Here is a 16877-nt window from a genome sequence, read left to right as displayed (position 1 = left end):
CATCACCCCGGCCTGCCGCAATCCAGCGTGCAGGCCGGTCCGCATTGGCCGACGGACGGCATCCGGCCGACGGCATATCACCAACAGTTCGCGCGCGCCTTCACCCTACCGGTCCTGACCGGTCCGCAGCGGCGCGCGCACGGAGAATTACTAATGGCCACGCGCATGCTCATCGACGCGCGCCACCCGGAAGAGACCCGGGTCGCGGTACTGCAGGGTAACCGGATCGAGGAATTCGATTTCGAATCTGCCGAACACAAGCAGATCAAGGGCAATATCTATCTGGCGAAGGTGACCCGGGTCGAGCCGTCGCTTCAGGCGGCGTTCGTAGACTTCGGGGGGAACCGGCACGGTTTCCTCGCCTTCAGCGAAATTCATCCCGACTATTATCAGATCCCCAAGGAAGACCGCGAGCGGCTTCTGGCCGAAGAGGCCGAGGCCGCCGAGGAAGAAGCCAAGCTTCGTGCCGAGGAGGAAGAAGAAGGCCACTCGCCCGGCGACGAATACGACGCCGAGGACGAGACCGGCGAGTCCTTCGTCGAGGAAATCGCCGAGGATGGGGTCGAGGAGATCGACACATCCGAAAAGGACGACGTCGCGACGATCGAGGACGGACAGGTCGAGAACGGCGACGACCAGGATGGAGACGGCGATTCCGACGAGGACGAGCGACCGAGGGGACGCGGTCGCGGCCGGGGCCGCCGCCAGGGCAAGGGTCCTGCGCGCAGCCGCGCCAAGGAAGTCGACGAGGTTCGCGCCAAGCGGATGGCGCTGCGCCGTCGTTACAAGATCCAGGACGTCATCCAGCGGCGTCAGGTCCTGCTGGTCCAGGTGGTCAAGGAGGAGCGGGGCAACAAGGGCGCGGCGCTGACGACCTATCTCAGCCTCGCGGGCCGCTATTGCGTGCTCATGCCCAATTCGAGCCACGGCGGCGGCATCAGTCGCAAGATCAGCTCTGCCGCTGATCGGAAGCGGCTGAAGACCATCGTCAGCGACCTTTCGCTGCCCAAGTCGATGGGACTGATCGTCCGGACCGCCGGGCTCTCGCGCACCAAGCCCGAGATCAAGCGGGACTTCGACTATCTCGCCCGGCTGTGGGACGAGATCCGCGAGAACACCCTCAAATCCGTCGCACCGGCGCTGATCCACTCGGACAGCGACCTTATCAAGCGCGCTATCCGCGATATCTACAACAAGGAAATCGAGGAAGTCGTCGTCGAGGGCGAGGCTGGCTACAAGTCGGCCAAGGAGTTCATGAAGCTCCTGATGCCCAGCCATGCGCGGCGGGTGAAGGCGTACAGCGACCCGGTGCCGCTGTTCCAGCGCTACGGCGCCGAGGACCAGTTGCGCGCGATGTACGATCCGATGGTCCAGCTCAAGAGCGGCGGCTACCTCGTGATCAATCCGACCGAGGCACTGGTGTCGATCGACATCAACTCGGGGCGCTCGACCAAGGAACACGGGATCGAGCAGACCGCGCTCGCCACCAACCTCGAAGCGGCGCGCGAGATCGCCCGCCAGTTGCGCCTGCGCGACATGGCGGGACTCGTCGTCATCGACTTCATCGACATGGAGTACAGCTCCAACATCCGTAAGGTCGAGAAGTGCATGAAGGAGGCGCTCAAGAACGATCGCGCGCGCATCCAGGTCGGCCGCATTTCGGGCTTCGGCCTGATGGAAATGAGCCGCCAGCGGTTGCGGACCGGGGTCCTTGAGGCGACCACCCGCGAATGCCCGCATTGCGACGGTACCGGGCTCGTCCGCACCGCCTCGTCGGCAGGCCTGTCAGCGCTCCGTCTGATCGAGGACGAAGCGGCCAAGGCCAAGGGCACCACGATCACGCTCTACGCCTCAACCGAGGCGGCTGTGTACCTGCTCAACTCGAAGCGGGCGGATCTGGCCGAAATCGAGGATCGGTACGGAGTCACGGTGGAAGTTCTGCCCGAGGGTGAGGACGAGGGCGCCAAGATGCGCGTCGCCAGCAGCGGACCCCGCCCGACCAGCGCCCCCAAGTTCGCGCCGATCGTCGAAGACGTCGAAGAGGAGCAGGTCGAGGACGAGTACGACGACAGCGAGGACGAGGAAGAGACCGATCGCGGCGGACGCGACCGGCGCGACGACGAGGACGATCGTGGCGAGCGCAAGCGTCGTCGCCGCAGGGGCGGCCGCAATCGTCGCGAGCGCGGCGACGGTGAAGCGTCGGGCGAAGCCGAGCCAGGTGACGATGCCGAAGACACCGGCGAAAATCGCGACGCCGAATCAGCCGACGATAGCGACGAAGGCCGGCCCAAGAAGCGCCGCCGGCGGGGCGGACGCCGCAGGCGGGGCCGCGGCAAGGGCGAAGGCGATTCTGCGGTGACGGCGGACGACGCCGCCGAACTCGATAAGGCGGTCGGCGAATCCGTTGACGAAAGCATCTCGGTCGTGGCTGCCCCCGAGGGCGCACCGCAGACCGCAGAGGCAGCCGCGGACGAGCCGCCTGCAAAGCCCAAGCGCACCCGCAAGAAAAAGGCCGAGACCGAGGTTCCCGCCGAAGGCGGCGTCGCAGAGGTCGAAACGGCGGCTGAAGAACAGCCGGCCAAGCCCAGGCGCACCCGGAAGAAGAAGGCCGATACAGCGGCAGAAGCGCCCGCGCCCGCGGCCCCTGCTTCCGAGGATGCGCCTCCCGAGGAAACGCAGACCAAGCCCAAGCGCGCCCGCGCGAAGAAGGCTAAAGTCGAGGAACCGGCCAGCGCGGACCCCGTGACCGCACCGGCTGACGAACCGCACGCCGCGAACGACGCCGACGGCGGCAACGACGACCCCAAGCCGGCAAAACGCGGCGGTTGGTGGCAGCGTACCTTCGGCGAATAGCTGCTGGCCTGAATTCACCGGGTTGCCGCCGGCCACTCCGGAATATCCGGAGGGCCGGCGGTGGTTTTCGTATCGTTGTGGCTCGAATTCCCGCCGTCAGATCCCCGGCAGGCGCGCCACTCCCCACTCCGTCCATCCCAGGACCTTTGGCGCCTTGGGCAAGTAGCCTTGACCGAGCGGTTCGACCGCCAATCCGCCTCCGCGCAGCGCAGCACCTACTAGGCGGGTCAGGTGGCAGTTGCCCGCAAGCGGTCTCCATCCAGGTTCGATGCGCTCCTGCCACAGCGCCACCACGGGTTCAGGCGCGCAGCCATGCTCGAGGTAAAGCAATTTTCCGTCCGCCTTGAGTACTCGCCGCATCTCCGCAATCGCCTGGCCGTGATCGGCAACCGAGCAGAGCGTAAAGGTGCATACCACGGTGTCGAAGTCCGAGGCGGCAAAGGGAGTGTCCTCTTGCCGTGCTGGGCCGAAGGTCCGCCGCCATGCCCTTGTCGCGGGCCGAGGCACGAGCCCTTTCAAGGAGCGGTTCGCTGGGATCGAAACCCGCGAACGCGGTCATGCGGGACGTGTCGTAGAAACGCTGGTTGAGGCCGCCGCCGCATCCCACCTCAAGCACGCTGCCCGCAGCGAGCGGGACCACTCCTGCACGCAGACGCTCGACCGGCTTCTGACCGCAGGCCAGCATCACCACTCGTGGCATCACGTGGACGTCGTACCATCTGCGCAGTCCCAAACACACCTCTGCCGTTCGCGCTCGACCCTCTTATGATCGTAGCGCTGGCGCACGAGCAGGCAATCGGGCAAATGCCCGCGCGGTGACTCAGCCTGTTCCCGCCCTTGTACTCGCCGGTTCGCGTCCCGGACGCGATCCGCTGCTTGTGGGCACGAGCCTGCCGAGCAAGGCCCTTTTGCCGGTGGCGGGCCAACCCATGCTCGCGCATGTTCTCGCAGCTCTTGGTGCGTCGCCGTCAGTGGGTGCCGTCACTGTCGTTGCCCAGGACACTGCGTCGTTGGCAAGGGACCCTGCTGTCGCCGCACGGGCGGGCGAAGTTCGCTGGCGCGATTCGGCAGGTTCGATCGCCGATGCGGTCGTTCATGCGGTGAAAGAGAGCGAAGGCGCCCTGTTCGTCACGACCGCCGACAACGTGCTTCTGACCCCGGATATCGTCGAGCAGTTCCTTTCCGCGAGCGAAGGTTTCGACGTCGCGGTTGGCCTCGTCGAGCGCAGCTCGGTTGCCCGTGCCGGCCATTCGACCCGGCGCACCTGGCTGAGGTTTCGCGGCGGTGCGTGGTCGGGAGCGAACCTGTTCCGGCTGGGCGGGCCGCAGGTCATCCCGCTGGTCGATTTCTGGCGCGCGCTCGAGCAGGATCGCAAGAAGGGCCGCAAGCTCATAGGCGCATTCGGGCCGGGATTGCTCATTGGCGCGGCGCTGCGGCTGATCTCGATCGAGGGTTTCGCTCGGCGGATCGCGGGACGCTTCGGTCTGACGGCCAAGGCGGTCGCGATCGAGGCCGCGGAAGCCTGCATCGATGCCGACAAGCCTTCCGACATTCCGGTCATCGAGGCAATTCTCGCCGCCCGTCAGGCCGAAGCAAGCGCCTCGTCGACCGCTGCCAGCGCAAGCGCCAGTTCTTCTTCGTAAGGCATCGTCGCGTCGAGATCGACGATCCTTGCCCCGTTGAACCTGAGCCGCGAGACGGTTGCGACCTTGCGTGCGATCAGCGCGCGGACATGATCCGGCTTTCGCGCCATGACGGTATCGACATCGACATTGAGACGGACCACCAGGGTCGGCACCCAGATGGCCATGCCGGCGTAGAGCGCGCGTTCCCGTTGCTGCAGATCTGATATCGCTGCATCGGGCGCGCTTGCGGCCATGATTGGACCGTCGTGAAGTCCGGGCACCTCGAGCTGCGGATAACGGTCGGTGACGATGGTCACGCCCTCGCGCCGCCGTTCAAGCAGCGCGTCGAACCGCGCGCGCCGCTTGCGCGACCGCCGCAGCGCGTAGCGCGCGGCAAGCACGCCGGGAATGGTGTCTTCGGGGTCCCTCAGTCGGTCGGCGATTCGCTCGAGATAGCGCTGGAGCGGCGCGCCGATCAGCGGCCAGCGTCCGATTGCCCTGCCCTGCTCCCCCGAGCCGAGGCCGAGATAGCCCATCTCTGCCGGGCGGTGCTTCGCGATATGCTTCAGTATGTCCGCGGCAAGCGTGGACTTGCCCGAGCCGTCGCTGCCGACGACCGCGATAAGCGGCGCGAGCGGCTCTTCGGGCGGGAGCGAGCCCGTCACGCTGTCAGCTCAGTTCCTTGAAGAATCCGGCCATCTTGAGTCCGCCGATGACGAAGCGGACCACCACCAGCGCGCCGTAGGCGGCCACCCACGGTCCGGTCAGTGCGGCGACGTCGAAGCCCGTACGGGCCCACCAGGTAAGGAACACCGCGGTCGCCAGCAGGAACAGCTTGTTCTGCTCGCGCCAGATCATGCGCTTCCACCAGAACGGATACTTGGGGCTCACCCAGCCATGCAGGCGCGGGAGAAGCGACGGAACGTCTCTCGCCCACTCCGCGTGCGGCGCGCCGAACTTCTCGCGGAGAAATTCCTCCTCGTAGGTCGAGATGCGCTCGTAGATCAGCACCGCGACGAGAAATACCAGCGCGCCGAACACCCAGCTTCCCGACAGCATCGCGAGACCGGTGAAGTTCACGATCCGGCCGACATAGAGCGGATTGCGCACCAGGCTGTAGGGGCCGGTGGTGTTGAGCTCGCTCGCCTCGGCGGCGACTTTTGCGCGGCCAGAGGTGCCGAGCGCCGCCCAGCCGCTGGTGAATACGCGGATGAGCGCGCCCGCGCTCGCCACCGCGAGCGATATCCAGAACCACGTGCGGTCGCCTGCCTCGGTCGAGAAAGGTCCCATGTCGCGAGTCAGAAAAGCGATCAGCGTTGCGATCGCGATGATGATGTAGATGTAGGTGCCGCGAATGAAGAACAGGCGCTTGCCGCTGCGGGCGAGTTCGTGCTGGTACATGGGAAATCGTATCTCGCGTGGAGCCGCCGGGATGGCGGAAGGCGGGCGTGAACCGGCGCGCCCTTAGCGGGCGGGCCCCTGTCGCGTCAATGGACCGGCGTTCCGGGGGGGACTAGCCGGAGCCGCCGCGCCACTTTGCCCAGCGACGCCCGGTCGTCGAGCGGCAATGTCAGCCGGAGCGAACTCCAGATCGCTGCAACGGCGATCAACAGGATCGTGGGGATCGCGGCCTCATCAGGCAAGGCCGACGCCACTTCGGCGGCGATTCCCCCGATCACGGCGACCGCGGCGACTTTCAGCGCCACGATCGGAAAGCGCCGGTCGAACGGATGAAGCCTTTCGGTGATGAACAGCTGGACCAGCGGAATCGTCGCCATGACCACGAACCCGATCGCCATCGCCAGCGTGATCCCGGTCAGCGGGTCGAGGGGCCCGATTATCTCGCGCCCGGCAAGCACCGCCACAGCGACCCCGAAGACGCTGGCCGTGATTTGGTGCTTGTAGTGCGCAATTACCTGCAGAACCGGTAGCGAAATGCCCAGCGTGGCTTCGAATGCCCGGCCGAAAACCAGGATCACGACCGCCGCCTGGGCGATGTCGGCCTGTTTTCCGAACAGGCTGAGGATCGAATACCGCCCGCCCGCGATGACCGCGGCAAGGGGAAACGCGATCGCGACGATGACACGTACCGCGTAGCTGTAGATCGCCTCGACCTGCGCGCGATCGGTCCGCTCGGCGCTCGCGGTCAGAGGGGCCATGACATAGACGAACGCGATCCGCACGAGCTGGACGACGCTCGACAGCTTTCGCGCAATGGTGAACAGGCCGGACGCGCGCGCGCCTGCCGCACCCGGCAGCAACTGGTTGAGGATCAGGGTGGGCGAATCGCTGAAGATGCGGGCGACGACGTTCGACGGCAGTATCGACAGACCCGCCCAGAAAGTGTGCCGTGCGCATTCGCCCCACCAGTCGCCTTTCAGCAGAAGGTCGAGCCGGTAGTATCGACGCAGCAGCCGCACGCACAGGATGGCCGTCGCAATCAGCGAGAGGATGTGCGCGACGAACAGGCCGAAGAGCCCGTATCCCGCGAGGAAAAACAGGCCGGCAAGAACGAGCCGGATGATCTGCTCCCAGACGATCCGCAGACGGATCTCGGCACCGAACACCATGCGCGCCCGAAGGGCCGAGGTGGCGATCTCGACAAAGGCCCATAGCGGCAGTGTCCACACGAAGGTGCGTACGGCGGGGATCAGGAGGTGTTCGTCCTCCACCGCGACGTTGAGCAGCGGAGCCAGCATCGGCGCATAGATCGATATCAGCGCTGCCACCACGACGCACGGGCCCACACCGAACAGGAGCGCGGTGCGCAATGCTTCGATCGCTTCGGCATCCGACGCCGACTTGGGCACGGTACGTTGCATGGCGGTCGTCATGCCCAGATCGAACACGTTCTCGATCAGGTTTACCGTTGCCCACATCACCGCGTACATGCCGTACCCGGCGAGGCCGAACATGAGAACGTAGAGCGGCTGCGCCACGATCTCGACAACCGCGCCCATCCGGGCGAGGATCGTCGAACCCAGGCCGCGCGCGACGCGGCGACTGTCGACGGTCTCGGCGGCGGTTTCGGGAGGGGCGGCGCTCTGGCTCATTTTGCAGCGCGCCCCTAGTGGCAAATGCATGGCAAGGGAAGCGCGCCACGACAGTCGGCAGCGCGCAGCAGAGAGGCGTCCGCCCTTGCCCTCCTCCAGCGAGGCGCTAGATGGGATTCACGTATCCGTTGCAGGACCTCGCGCGTCATGGCCACTTTCACCCTTCCGAAAAACTCGAAGATCACCGGCAAGGGCCGCAACCATGCCGCGGCGAGCGGTGGGCGGATCAGGAAGTTCAAGATCTACCGGTTCGATCCGGACAGCGGTGAAAACCCGCGCTACGACACGTTCGAGATCGATCTCGACGATTGCGGGCCGATGGTCCTCGACGCGCTGATCAAGATCAAGAACGAGATCGATCCGACGCTTACCTTCCGCCGCTCGTGCCGCGAGGGCATCTGCGGATCCTGCGCGATGAACATGGACGGCAGGAATGGCCTCGCCTGCACCACCGCGATCGAGGACCTGAAGGGCGAAGTGCGCATCACCCCCCTTCCCGCGATGGAAGTGATCAAGGACCTGGTCCCCGATTTCAGCCATTTCTACGCCCAGTACGCGAGCATACGTCCGTGGCTGCAAACCGTCAGCCCCACCCCGAGCGGCAAGGAACGGCTGCAGACCCCTGAACAGCGCGAGAAGCTCGACGGGCTGTACGAGTGTATCCTGTGCGCCTGCTGTTCCACCGCCTGCCCGAGCTACTGGTGGAATTCGGACAAGTTCCTTGGACCCGCCATCCTGCTCCAGGCCTACCGCTGGCTTGCCGACAGCCGCGACGAGATGACGGGCGAACGGCTCGATGCGCTCGAGGACCCGTTCAGGCTCTATCGCTGCCACACGATCATGAACTGTTCGAACGTGTGCCCCAAGGGTCTCAGCCCGGCCAAGGCCATCGCCGAGATCAAGAAGATGGAAGCCGAACGGCACATCTGACGCGTGGCGTTGCGAGACGAGGTTTTCGAGCACGGCCCCGACCCGGACAACCCGGGGTGGCGGCACTGGAACCTCAAGGACCAGTCGCTGTTCAACGGCGCGGTGATGGGAAAGCTCGTCACCCGGGTCGACGACGACGGTCGCAGCCGGCTGCGCATGTTTCCTGAACGTCGCCACGAAAACCTGCAGGGCATGATCCACGGCGCGGTTACGCTCGCGCTGATCGACATTTCGCTATTCACCACCATGCACACGATCGGCACGGGCAACGCGGGTCCATCGGTGACGATCGAGTTGTCGACCCAGTTCGTCGGCGCGGGCGACCCGCGACGGCCGCTCGACGCAGTGTGCCAGATCGTACGCGAAACCGGCAGCCTGGTGTTCGTGCGCGGCGAGGTCGTGCAGGACGAAGACGCGGTCGCCTCGTTCTCGGGCATAGTGCGCAAGATGAAGCCTCGGCCGTCGAGGTGAGCGGCCTCATCGCCCGGTACGAACGGTTGATCGCGGCGGGTGAACTGAGGCCCGATCCAGACCAGCGCCGCGCCGCCGAGCGGTTGGCCGTGCTGGAACGCGAGCTCGAGACCGAACGACCAGGCGGCTTGTTCTCCCAGCTGTTCGCCCGCAAGAGCGCCCCGCCCCGAGGCGTCTACATGTGGGGAGGCGTCGGGCGCGGCAAATCGATGATGATGGACCTGTTTGTGGACACGCTGGCAATCACCGCGAAGCGCCGGGTCCATTTCCACGCCTTCATGCTCGAGGTCGACGCGATGATCCGCGAGGAGCGTGCGCGTGAAACCGGCGATCCCATCGCACCGGTCGCCGCGCGTATCGGACAGGACGTGCGCTGCCTGGCGTTCGACGAGATGGTCGTCACCAACACCGCCGATGCGGCCATCATGGGGCGGTTGTTCACCGCCCTGGTCGTCGACGAGGGGGTCACCGTCGTCACCACCAGCAACCGTCCGCCACGCGACCTATACAAGGACGGGCTCAACCGATCGTTGTTCCTCCCCTTCATCGCAATGGTAGAGGAAAAGCTCGACGTCATTCCGTTGGACGGACCGGTCGATTACCGGCTCGACCGCCTGGCAGGAATCGAGACCTGGCACAGCCCGCTGGGTGCAGAATCCACCGCGCAGGTCCGCGAAGCGTTCTTCCGCCTCACCGATTACAGGCCCGAGGATGCCGACAACGTGCCGAGCGCCGAACTCGATCTCGGGGGCGGACGCTCGCTCCATGTACCCAAGAGCCTCAAGGGTGTGGCGGTCTTCAGCTTCAGGCGTCTTTGCGGCGAAAACCGCGGCGCTGCCGATTTCCTGGCGATCGCGCGCGCGTACCACACCGTGATTCTCGTCGGCGTGCCGAGGATGGGGCCCGACAACCGCAACGAAGCGATCCGCTTCACAAAGCTGATCGACGCGCTCTACGAGCACAACGTGAAGCTGTTCGTCACCGCGGCCACCGAACCCGACGATCTCTACCGGCAGGGCGACGGCGCCTTCGAATTCGTTCGCACGGTGAGCCGGCTCGAGGAAATGCGCAGCGCGGATTACATGGCGCACGGTCACGGCGTGGACGGTTGAACCGGCCGGCCGCAGACCCAATCTAGGCACTATTCCGGCGCTAACACCCCGCCGAGGCAGGCCATCGTAATGATCGACATCCGACCGCACGACACTCTCGCGCACCGCAGCCACGGCTGGCTCGACACCCGCTTTCATTTCAGCTTTGCCGATTACCACGATCCCGACCGCATGGGCTGGGGACATCTGCGTGTATGGAACGACGACCACATCGCCGCGAAAAGCGGCTTTCCGCCCCACCCGCATCGCGACATGGAAATCGTGACCTTCGTTCATTCGGGCGCGATTAGTCACCAGGATTCGCTAGGCAACCGCGGGCGCACGGTCGCGGGCGACGTACAGGTGATGAGCGCGGGCACCGGCATCACCCATGCGGAATACAATCTCGAGGACGAGCCGACGACGCTGTTCCAGCTGTGGATAATCCCCGATCGCCCGGGCGATAAGCCCAACTGGGGAACGCGGGAATTTCCGCGCGGCGACCGGTCGGGCAACTGGACCGTGCTGGCAAGCGGCACGCCCGAGGCGGACGACGCGCTTCCGATCAGGGCCGACGCCAGGGTCATGGCAGCCACGCTCGCGGCCGGCGAAACAATCCGCTTCGCTGCCGACCCGGCGCGGCATCAGTATCTGGTTGCGGTCGAGGGACGCTACCGGGTGAACGGCAAGGAGGCCGCCGCGCGGGATGGCGTGGCGATCACCGGCGAAGACGCGATCGAGGTCGAAGCGATCGAGGATGCCGAACTCGTGCTCGTCGATTCCCGCTAGCTGCTGGCACTAGGCGATCCGTAGCGCTGCCAGCGAGCGGTCGAGCATCAGCAGCTGCCACAGCAGACGCGAATGGTCGGACCGTCCCGCGATGTGCGCTTCGGCGATCTCTGCGATCCGGTCTCCGTCGAACCATCCGGTTCGGGCAAGGGCCGCTCCCCGGCCGATGCTGCGTGCCTCGCCTGCCAGAGGCCCGCGGAGCCACTGGGCGATCGGCACGACGAAGCCCTGCTTGGGCCGATAGAGCACCTCTTCGGGCAAGAACCGCTCCATGGCGTGCTTAAGCAGCCATTTGCCCTGTCCGGCCCTGATCCGCAGCCGCTCGGGCAATTCGGCCGCAAATTCGACGAGGCGGTGATCGAGCAGCGGCTCTCGCGCCTCGAGACTGACAGCCATGCTGGTTCGATCAATCTTCGTCAGGATGTCGCCCGGCAACCAGAACTTGAGGTCTGCGTACTGCGCCCGGTCGAGGCCTGACCGCGCAGGTGCCGCCTTCATCAGGTCGATCAGGGGCTGCTCGGCCCGATAATCGCCTAGTTCACCGCGCATCCCGGCGGTGTAGAGCCCAGCCCGCAGTTCGGGCGGGGTAACCGCCAGCGCCAGCGCATATCCGTCCTCGCCGCTCGCCGCGAGCGACCGGAAGGTAGTTCGTGCGCGGAAGGGGCGCGGGGCCCAGTCCGCCTGGGGCCACAAAGCGCCGAGCGCGCCGAATGTCGCTTGTCGGAAGCGCGCGGGAAGCAGCGCCCGGGCCCTTTCCTCGTTCGCGTGAAATCGCTGGCGCCGGTACCCTGCGAAGGCCTCGTCCGCCCCGTCGCCCGACAATGCCACCGTAACGGTTTCCCGGGCCAGTTGGCAGACCCGCCAGGTCGGCAAGGCAGAGGCATCGGCAAACGGCTCGTCGAACATCGCGGCAAGGCGCCCGATCTCCGCGAAATCGTCGCTCGCGACCACTCGCTCACGATGGTCGGTCCGGTATCGCCGGGCTACCGTGCGGGCATGGCTGGTCTCGTCAAGCGCAGCTTCGTCGAACCCGATCGAACAGGTTCGCACCGGATCGCGCGATCCTTCCGTCATCAACGCGACCACGCTCGAGCTGTCGACCCCGCCAGACAGGAACGCGCCGAGGGGCACGTCAGCCACCATGCGGCTCGACACTGCCTCGCGCAGCCGGAACAGCAATTCCGCCTCGAGATCGCGGATGCTCTCGCCGCGTCTTTCCAGGAAACTCACGTCCCACCAGCGTGTCGGTGCGGCGGGCGGCGCGTCGTGCCGCAGCAGTCGGTAGTGCCCGGCAGGCAGTTTTTCGACGCCCTTCAGCAATGACCGGTGATCAGGCACGTATCCCCAGGCAAGGTAATCCTCGACCGCAAGCGGGTCGACCTCGCGCCGCAGCAGGGGATGCGCCAGCAGGCCCTTCAGCTCGGATGCGAAGGCGAGGCTCCCGTCGCTGAGCTGCGCGGTGAAGAGCGGCTTCACCCCCAGCCGGTCCCGCGCCAGGCACAGGGTCTTCTTGTCGAGGTCGTACAAGGCGAAGGCGAACATGCCGTGTAGCCGCGCCAGGCAATCCGGCCCCCACTTCTGCCAGGCGGCGAGGATCGTTTCGGTATCACCTTCCGTACGGAAGCGCGCCCCGACCTGTTCGAGCTCGCGGCGCAGCTCGCGGAAATTGTAGATCTCGCCGTTGAAGACGATCATCGCCCGGCCGTCGGCGCTCGCCATCGGTTGCGGCGAGCCGGCCAGGTCGATGATCGAGAGCCGCCGGTGCCCCAGCGCGACGCCCGGCGCGTTCCACACCCCTTCGCCGTCGGGCCCCCGGTGCGCGAGGACGTCGGTCATCGCCCTTACCCGCGCCGGGTCGACCGGCTTGGGCGTACCGCAGTGGAATATTCCCGCAATTCCGCACATCGGCGGGGTGCCTAGACCACGAGGCCGAGCGCGGCAAAGACGATCGCGGCCAGAACGATCGCGGAAATGGCGGTATTGGCAGGGACCGCGTGTCGCTCGAACCGGATCAGAGGATGGATTGCGGCACCGGCTGCGGTGAGCCCTGCGTCGGCGGGATCGCGATCGAAGAACTTCCAGGCCGCGCCAAGGACCCCGGCAATGACAATGGCGAAGAAGATCCACCCGTAGACGATGTGGTCGAAGCCCGCGGCACGTTCCGCGCCGATCCACTGCGCGATGAAGATCGTCCCCCACGCCCGCAGGCCGTTGGCGAGTACGGAGATCACCGCCCCCCCCGCGACCAGCACGATGCGCGCCCGCCACGTGCTGAAACCGGTCCACGCGGCTAGCGAGGTGATCGCGACCATGGCCATGAGAAACTTCACGCCCGAACATTCCTCGGCGACGAGGAACCTGCCCCCGGGAGTGTCGATGGTGAGCCCATCGATCACCGCGGGCACGCCCGAAAGGTGCGTCAGCGCGACGGCCAGCCTTGCTGTCACATGCTGGAGCGCGGGAACGATCTCATCACCGAACGGGACGAGGAACCCGGCATACGCCAGCGGAAAGGCCAGGACGAGGGCGGTGCGCAAGCCGAGCAAGCCGATCGCGGCGCCCTGGAATGCCATGACGGTCCCGATTTGCGCGACCAGGTTCACGTCGGCCACGCGGCCGGCCAGGCACAGCCCGAGGCCCCCGGCTAACCAGGCCAGTCCGGGCCACCACGCGTCCGGAACGATCCTCGTCAGCTCGTCCCGCCGCAACCAGACCAGCCAGCCGAGGATCGGGGGCACCAGCAAGATGTGGTGATAGGTATCGATGTCCCACCATTGGTGCGCCATCTCGCGCCACTCGGGATAGGTCAGACCGAACAGCGCGCCCCAGACGGCCGCGAGACGGGTCAGGCCCGCGTTCCGGGCAGAACGCGCGGAAACCGGGATTGCGTTGGCAACCTCAGGCCGCATCGCGGGTTCCATTTCCCTCCTGCAACAATTGGGTGAGCGGGGCGAGTGCAGCTTCCCAACCCTTCTCCTCGACGACGAAGCGGCGGGCCGCTGCCCCGATCCTGCGCGCGCGCGGTCCGTCGGCGAGCAGTTCGACGACCGTGCGCGAGAAACCCTCGTCGGTGTCCGCAATCGAGTAGTGCAGCCCATCGACGGCACCGATTCCGGTGGCGGCCGCGCCGGACAGGACGACCGCTCTCGCCATCGCCATCGCCTCGAGGACCTTGTTCTGCACGCCCCGCGCGATCGAGAGCGGCGCCAGCACGACGTCGGCCGAAGCCAGGAACGGCCGGACATCGGGGACTTCGCCCCAGACCCGCGTACCGTTGACGCCGTCGAGCGCGAGAACCTCTGCCGACGGCGCACGCCCGACGACGTGGAAGCGGGCATGCGGGTGATGCTCGCGCACAAGCGGCATGATGAAGCGCGCCGCGCGGACAGCCGCGGCGACGTTGGGCGGGTAATCCATCTGCCCGGTGAAAACCATCTGTGCCCCCGCCGCGGCGGCCAGCTGCGGATGGCCTGCAACGGCCAGCGGGTCGAACAGCTCCGTGTCGATACCGTTTCCGACCGCGCGAATGTCGGCCAGCGGAAGGGCCACCCGGCCCCGCAGCAGGTCGGCCTCGGCCGCGCTTACCAGAAGGGTCGTGTCCGCGCGGGCGACGAGCCGCGCCTCTTCCGCCGCGAGCAGGCGCGCCTCGCGCGCATCGATCCAGCCGCGCGCCCCGCCCCGGTCGCGGGCATAGGCCTCGAACTTGGCCGAATCGACGTCGCACAGGTCGATGATGACCCGTCCCGCGAAGTCATCGGGGATGTATTGCCCCATCTGGCCCGAGAACACGAAGATCGCCTCGATCGGACGGTCGGCCAGCGTGCGGCCGATCCAGCGCCTGAGTTCGGCGCTTTCGAACGCCGTCAGGCTCACCGGCTTGCCGGCCAGCATGGCGCGCGCTCCCGCAAGGGCAAGGTTCGGCGGACGGCGCGCGAGACAATGGGTCCGCGCGATACCGGCGAGCCGCGGCTCAGCGGCAAAATCGGCCCGGGTTTCTCCCAGCGTCGCGACGTGGACCGGCCCCAGTGAAGCAAGCGTCTTGAGCAGGTGATGCGACCGGATCTTGTCGCCCCGATCCGGCGGGAACGGAATCCGGTGCGCGATGAAAAGCGTCTCGCCCATCAACCCAGCCCGCGCGCGATCGTCGGCCCCAGGCGGTTTGCGACGGCGAGTGGCATCCGTTTCCACAGCGCGATCTTGGCGGAGTGAGCGGTACTCGTCGGGTCGACATCGCGCGCTTCCGCCCCCTGGGCGGACCAGGTCGCATATGCCAGCGGACGAGGCTCGAAACCCCAGTTCTTCTTGTAGGCGTAGGCCCCGCTGCCGACTTTCGAGCGCCCGAAATCGAAGGTATCGCAGCCACGCTCGCGCGCGTGGCGCATCAGTTCGAAATACATCCGCTCGTTGGCGCGGGAAGCACGCGCTGCGAACGTGCCGCCGCCCCAGTACGGCATCGCCGCCCCGCGATGATAGAGGCTGAGCACGCTGGCGACCGGTTCGCCCCGGAGGCGCAGCGTGAGGATGTCGGCGTCGAACGCATCGAGGACCGCGTCGAACAGCAAACGCGGGAAGACGGGCGTGCCCAAGTTGCGCACGCTGGTCGCATAGACCCGGTAGTGCGCGGACCGGTGGATACCGCATTTCCCGATCTCCACCGCGAAGTCCGTCGCCAGTCCCTTGCGCACTTCGGCTCGCTGCTTGCGGGGGATTGCGAGCAGTTGCGCCTCGTCGTCTGCCGCAAGCGGCGCTGCGAATCCCGCGTGACTGGTTGCATGGTGCGCCCAGTCACCGGGTGCCGCGCCCCCCCGCAGTTCGACCGAGGCGCATGCGCGCCGTTCGGCCAGTTCGGTCGCGGCGATGCAGAGGCGATGCGCGGCCATTTTCGTGGAAGCAAGCGGTCCCCCGCCGACAGCGAAGCCGCTCGACACCAGGGCGCGCGGAAAGAACGGTGAATGGACTTCGGTCAGCGGCAGCCAGCCCGTGAGCGTGCCGTCCTTTTCGGCGAGAAGGCCCAGCGCGCGCTGCCCCGTCCCCGCTTCCACCGCGCGCAGCCATGCCGGTCGATGGAAAGGGGTGCCTCCGTGCTGCTCCACGAACCGCTCGATGCGGGCCGCTTCGCCCGGGTCGTCGAGGTCCGCGCGCGCAATAGTTTCGGCCGTGTGGGCGAACGGCGCGTTCATGCCGCGAGGCTCGTCGCGCGGCTCGCTTCCCGGTGAGCCAGCATATCCATCCGGCCCCACTCGAACTCGTGAACCAGTTCGCGCAGCTTGCCGGCCATTTTCTCGAGGTTGGTATAGTGCCGCAACCGGGAACGCATCGGGGCATTGGGAACGCGCGGCTGGTCGGGGTCGACCTCCCAGGGGTGGAAATAGAACACCGCGGGACGGCGCTCGGTCCGGTTGACCTGGCGGATCGCCCAGCGGCTGAATGCGTAAGGCAGGACCCGGAAGAACCCGCCGCCGCCCGCCGCGACACGCCGGCCTCCCAGCATGGCCGTGGTTACCGGGATCTCGACCAGCTGGCTCCACGGTAGGGGGTTGAAGGCGAACCGCGGCGCTTCGCGCCAGCCGTAATGGTCATGCGCGATCGGCGCGACCGACGAACTGTAGGCATACCCCTGATCGGCGAGTTCCATGTAGGCCCACGGGGTGCGCTGATCGATCGAGAAGCTCGGCGCGCGATAACCGGTCACCCGAGCGCCGGTGACGTCCTCGAGCACCTTGCGCGCCCGTGCGATATCAGCGCCGAAACTCTTGCGGTCGAGCGAGTGTACCCGGGCGTGGTCCCACCCGTGGCTCGCGATCTCGTGTCCGGCATCCGCGATTCTGCGCATCAGTTCGGGGTTGCGCTGCGCCACCCAGCCCAGCGTGAAGAATGTTGCCTTCACATCGGCTTCCGCAAACAGGTCGAGCACGCGCAGCACGTTGTCGGCCACGCGGAGAGGCAGCCGCTCCCACGCATCGCGCGCGATCACGTCCTCGAACGCGCCGACCTGGAACCAGTCCTCGACGTCGACCGAAAGGCCGTTGACGATCTTGCGTGAGGGGACGGTCAGGGCCGCCATG

The 16877-nt window shown here is 66.7% G+C and carries 15 protein-coding genes; 6 read left to right on the top strand and 9 right to left on the bottom strand.

The features are described from left to right. The first annotated feature begins 153 nt into the window (after positions 1–153). Complete coding sequence (locus ACPV3N_RS00920; protein ID WP_440113356.1) at positions 154–2853, top strand: Rne/Rng family ribonuclease; 2700 nt, start codon at positions 154–156, stop codon at positions 2851–2853. A gap of 96 nt (positions 2854–2949) precedes the next feature. On the opposite strand, the gene ACPV3N_RS00915 is transcribed toward ACPV3N_RS00920, so the two are convergent. Then, on the bottom strand, positions 2950–3270 hold the full coding sequence (locus ACPV3N_RS00915) for a methyltransferase domain-containing protein (protein WP_440113353.1): 321 nt from the start codon (positions 3268–3270) through the stop codon (positions 2950–2952). Positions 3271–3668: 398 nt separating this feature from the next. Here ACPV3N_RS00915 and mobA point away from each other — a divergent pair, with 398 nt between their 5' ends. Continuing rightward, the gene (mobA, locus tag ACPV3N_RS00910; protein ID WP_440113350.1) at positions 3669–4496 is read left to right on the top strand and encodes a molybdenum cofactor guanylyltransferase; all 828 of its coding nucleotides are present in this window, start codon (positions 3669–3671) and stop codon (positions 4494–4496) included. On the opposite strand, the gene ACPV3N_RS00905 is transcribed toward mobA, so the two are convergent. The 3 genes from ACPV3N_RS00905 to ACPV3N_RS00895 all read right to left on the bottom strand — a co-directional run bounded on the left by ACPV3N_RS00905 (position 4436) and on the right by ACPV3N_RS00895 (position 7531). After that, positions 4436–5143 (bottom strand): nucleoside/nucleotide kinase family protein, encoded by a 708-nt coding sequence (locus ACPV3N_RS00905; RefSeq protein ID WP_440113347.1) that lies wholly within the window; start codon positions 5141–5143, stop codon positions 4436–4438. The genes mobA and ACPV3N_RS00905 overlap by 61 nt on opposite strands. 4 nt (positions 5144–5147) lie before the next feature. Further along, positions 5148–5879: a methyltransferase family protein gene (locus ACPV3N_RS00900; RefSeq protein ID WP_440113344.1), complete on the bottom strand. Its 732-nt coding sequence runs from the start codon at positions 5877–5879 to the stop codon at positions 5148–5150. An 86-nt stretch (positions 5880–5965) separates the two neighbouring features. Then, positions 5966–7531, bottom strand: a complete 1566-nt coding sequence (locus ACPV3N_RS00895) for an oligosaccharide flippase family protein (protein ID WP_440113342.1) — start codon at positions 7529–7531, stop codon at positions 5966–5968. Positions 7532–7678: 147 nt separating this feature from the next. Between ACPV3N_RS00895 and ACPV3N_RS00890 the strand changes: the two genes are divergently transcribed. The 4 genes from ACPV3N_RS00890 to ACPV3N_RS00875 all read left to right on the top strand — a co-directional run bounded on the left by ACPV3N_RS00890 (position 7679) and on the right by ACPV3N_RS00875 (position 10812). Further along, the gene (locus ACPV3N_RS00890; protein WP_440113339.1) at positions 7679–8461 is read left to right on the top strand and encodes a succinate dehydrogenase iron-sulfur subunit; all 783 of its coding nucleotides are present in this window, start codon (positions 7679–7681) and stop codon (positions 8459–8461) included. Between the two features lie 3 nt (positions 8462–8464). Further along, positions 8465–8932, top strand: coding sequence for a PaaI family thioesterase (locus tag ACPV3N_RS00885; RefSeq protein WP_440113336.1), 468 nt, complete (start codon positions 8465–8467; stop codon positions 8930–8932). Then, positions 8929–10044 (top strand): cell division protein ZapE, encoded by a 1116-nt coding sequence (gene zapE / locus ACPV3N_RS00880; RefSeq protein ID WP_440113333.1) that lies wholly within the window; start codon positions 8929–8931, stop codon positions 10042–10044. Before ACPV3N_RS00885 ends, zapE begins: the two co-directional genes overlap by 4 nt. A 69-nt stretch (positions 10045–10113) precedes the next feature. Next, a complete protein-coding gene (locus ACPV3N_RS00875) occupies positions 10114–10812 on the top strand; it encodes a pirin family protein (RefSeq protein WP_440113330.1) in 699 nt (232 codons plus the stop codon). 9 nt (positions 10813–10821) lie between these two features. Here ACPV3N_RS00875 and ACPV3N_RS00870 read toward each other — a convergent pair whose 3' ends face one another. Genes ACPV3N_RS00870 through ACPV3N_RS00850 form a run of 5 tightly spaced genes read right to left on the bottom strand, consistent with a single transcriptional unit; the run spans position 10822 to position 16876 of the window. Next, the gene (locus ACPV3N_RS00870) at positions 10822–12717 is read right to left on the bottom strand and encodes an XrtA/PEP-CTERM system amidotransferase (protein ID WP_440113327.1); all 1896 of its coding nucleotides are present in this window, start codon (positions 12715–12717) and stop codon (positions 10822–10824) included. A gap of 11 nt (positions 12718–12728) precedes the next feature. Continuing rightward, positions 12729–13721: an exosortase A gene (xrtA, locus tag ACPV3N_RS00865; protein WP_440113324.1), complete on the bottom strand. Its 993-nt coding sequence runs from the start codon at positions 13719–13721 to the stop codon at positions 12729–12731. Further along, entirely contained in the window at positions 13711–14934 is a 1224-nt protein-coding gene (locus ACPV3N_RS00860; RefSeq protein WP_440113321.1) for a TIGR03087 family PEP-CTERM/XrtA system glycosyltransferase, read from the bottom strand. The genes xrtA and ACPV3N_RS00860 overlap by 11 nt, the downstream gene beginning before the upstream one ends. Continuing rightward, the gene (locus ACPV3N_RS00855) at positions 14934–15992 is read right to left on the bottom strand and encodes a FemAB family XrtA/PEP-CTERM system-associated protein (RefSeq protein WP_440113319.1); all 1059 of its coding nucleotides are present in this window, start codon (positions 15990–15992) and stop codon (positions 14934–14936) included. The genes ACPV3N_RS00860 and ACPV3N_RS00855 overlap by 1 nt, the downstream gene beginning before the upstream one ends. Then, positions 15989–16876 carry an XrtA system polysaccharide deacetylase gene (locus ACPV3N_RS00850; protein ID WP_440113316.1) on the bottom strand — a complete coding sequence of 296 codons (888 nt, stop codon included), beginning with the start codon at positions 16874–16876 and terminating at the stop codon, positions 15989–15991. The genes ACPV3N_RS00855 and ACPV3N_RS00850 overlap by 4 nt, the downstream gene beginning before the upstream one ends. Between the last annotated feature and the right edge of the window lies 1 nt (position 16877).

Origin of the sequence: Tsuneonella sediminis, assembly GCF_051912845.1 — a bacterium.
Taxonomy (GTDB): domain Bacteria; phylum Pseudomonadota; class Alphaproteobacteria; order Sphingomonadales; family Sphingomonadaceae; genus Tsuneonella; species Tsuneonella sediminis.
Note: the sequence above shows the minus strand (reverse complement) of the source record. Positions and strands in the feature narration are given on the sequence as shown.

Excerpts from the sequence above, each read along its gene's own strand:
- xrtA (WP_440113324.1), bottom strand. The coding sequence starts at position 13,721 with ATGCGGCCTGAGGTTGCCAACGCAATCCCGGTTTCCGCGCGTTCTGCC.
- ACPV3N_RS00870 (WP_440113327.1), bottom strand. The coding sequence starts at position 12,717 with ATGTGCGGAATTGCGGGAATATTCCACTGCGGTACGCCCAAGCCGGTC.
- ACPV3N_RS00890 (WP_440113339.1), top strand. The coding sequence starts at position 7,679 with ATGGCCACTTTCACCCTTCCGAAAAACTCGAAGATCACCGGCAAGGGC.
- ACPV3N_RS00875 (WP_440113330.1), top strand. The coding sequence starts at position 10,114 with ATGATCGACATCCGACCGCACGACACTCTCGCGCACCGCAGCCACGGC.
- ACPV3N_RS00900 (WP_440113344.1), bottom strand. The coding sequence starts at position 5,879 with ATGTACCAGCACGAACTCGCCCGCAGCGGCAAGCGCCTGTTCTTCATT.
- ACPV3N_RS00920 (WP_440113356.1), top strand. The coding sequence starts at position 154 with ATGGCCACGCGCATGCTCATCGACGCGCGCCACCCGGAAGAGACCCGG.
- ACPV3N_RS00895 (WP_440113342.1), bottom strand. The coding sequence starts at position 7,531 with ATGAGCCAGAGCGCCGCCCCTCCCGAAACCGCCGCCGAGACCGTCGAC.
- ACPV3N_RS00855 (WP_440113319.1), bottom strand. The coding sequence starts at position 15,992 with ATGAACGCGCCGTTCGCCCACACGGCCGAAACTATTGCGCGCGCGGAC.
- ACPV3N_RS00850 (WP_440113316.1), bottom strand. The coding sequence starts at position 16,876 with ATGGCGGCCCTGACCGTCCCCTCACGCAAGATCGTCAACGGCCTTTCG.
- ACPV3N_RS00860 (WP_440113321.1), bottom strand. The coding sequence starts at position 14,934 with ATGGGCGAGACGCTTTTCATCGCGCACCGGATTCCGTTCCCGCCGGAT.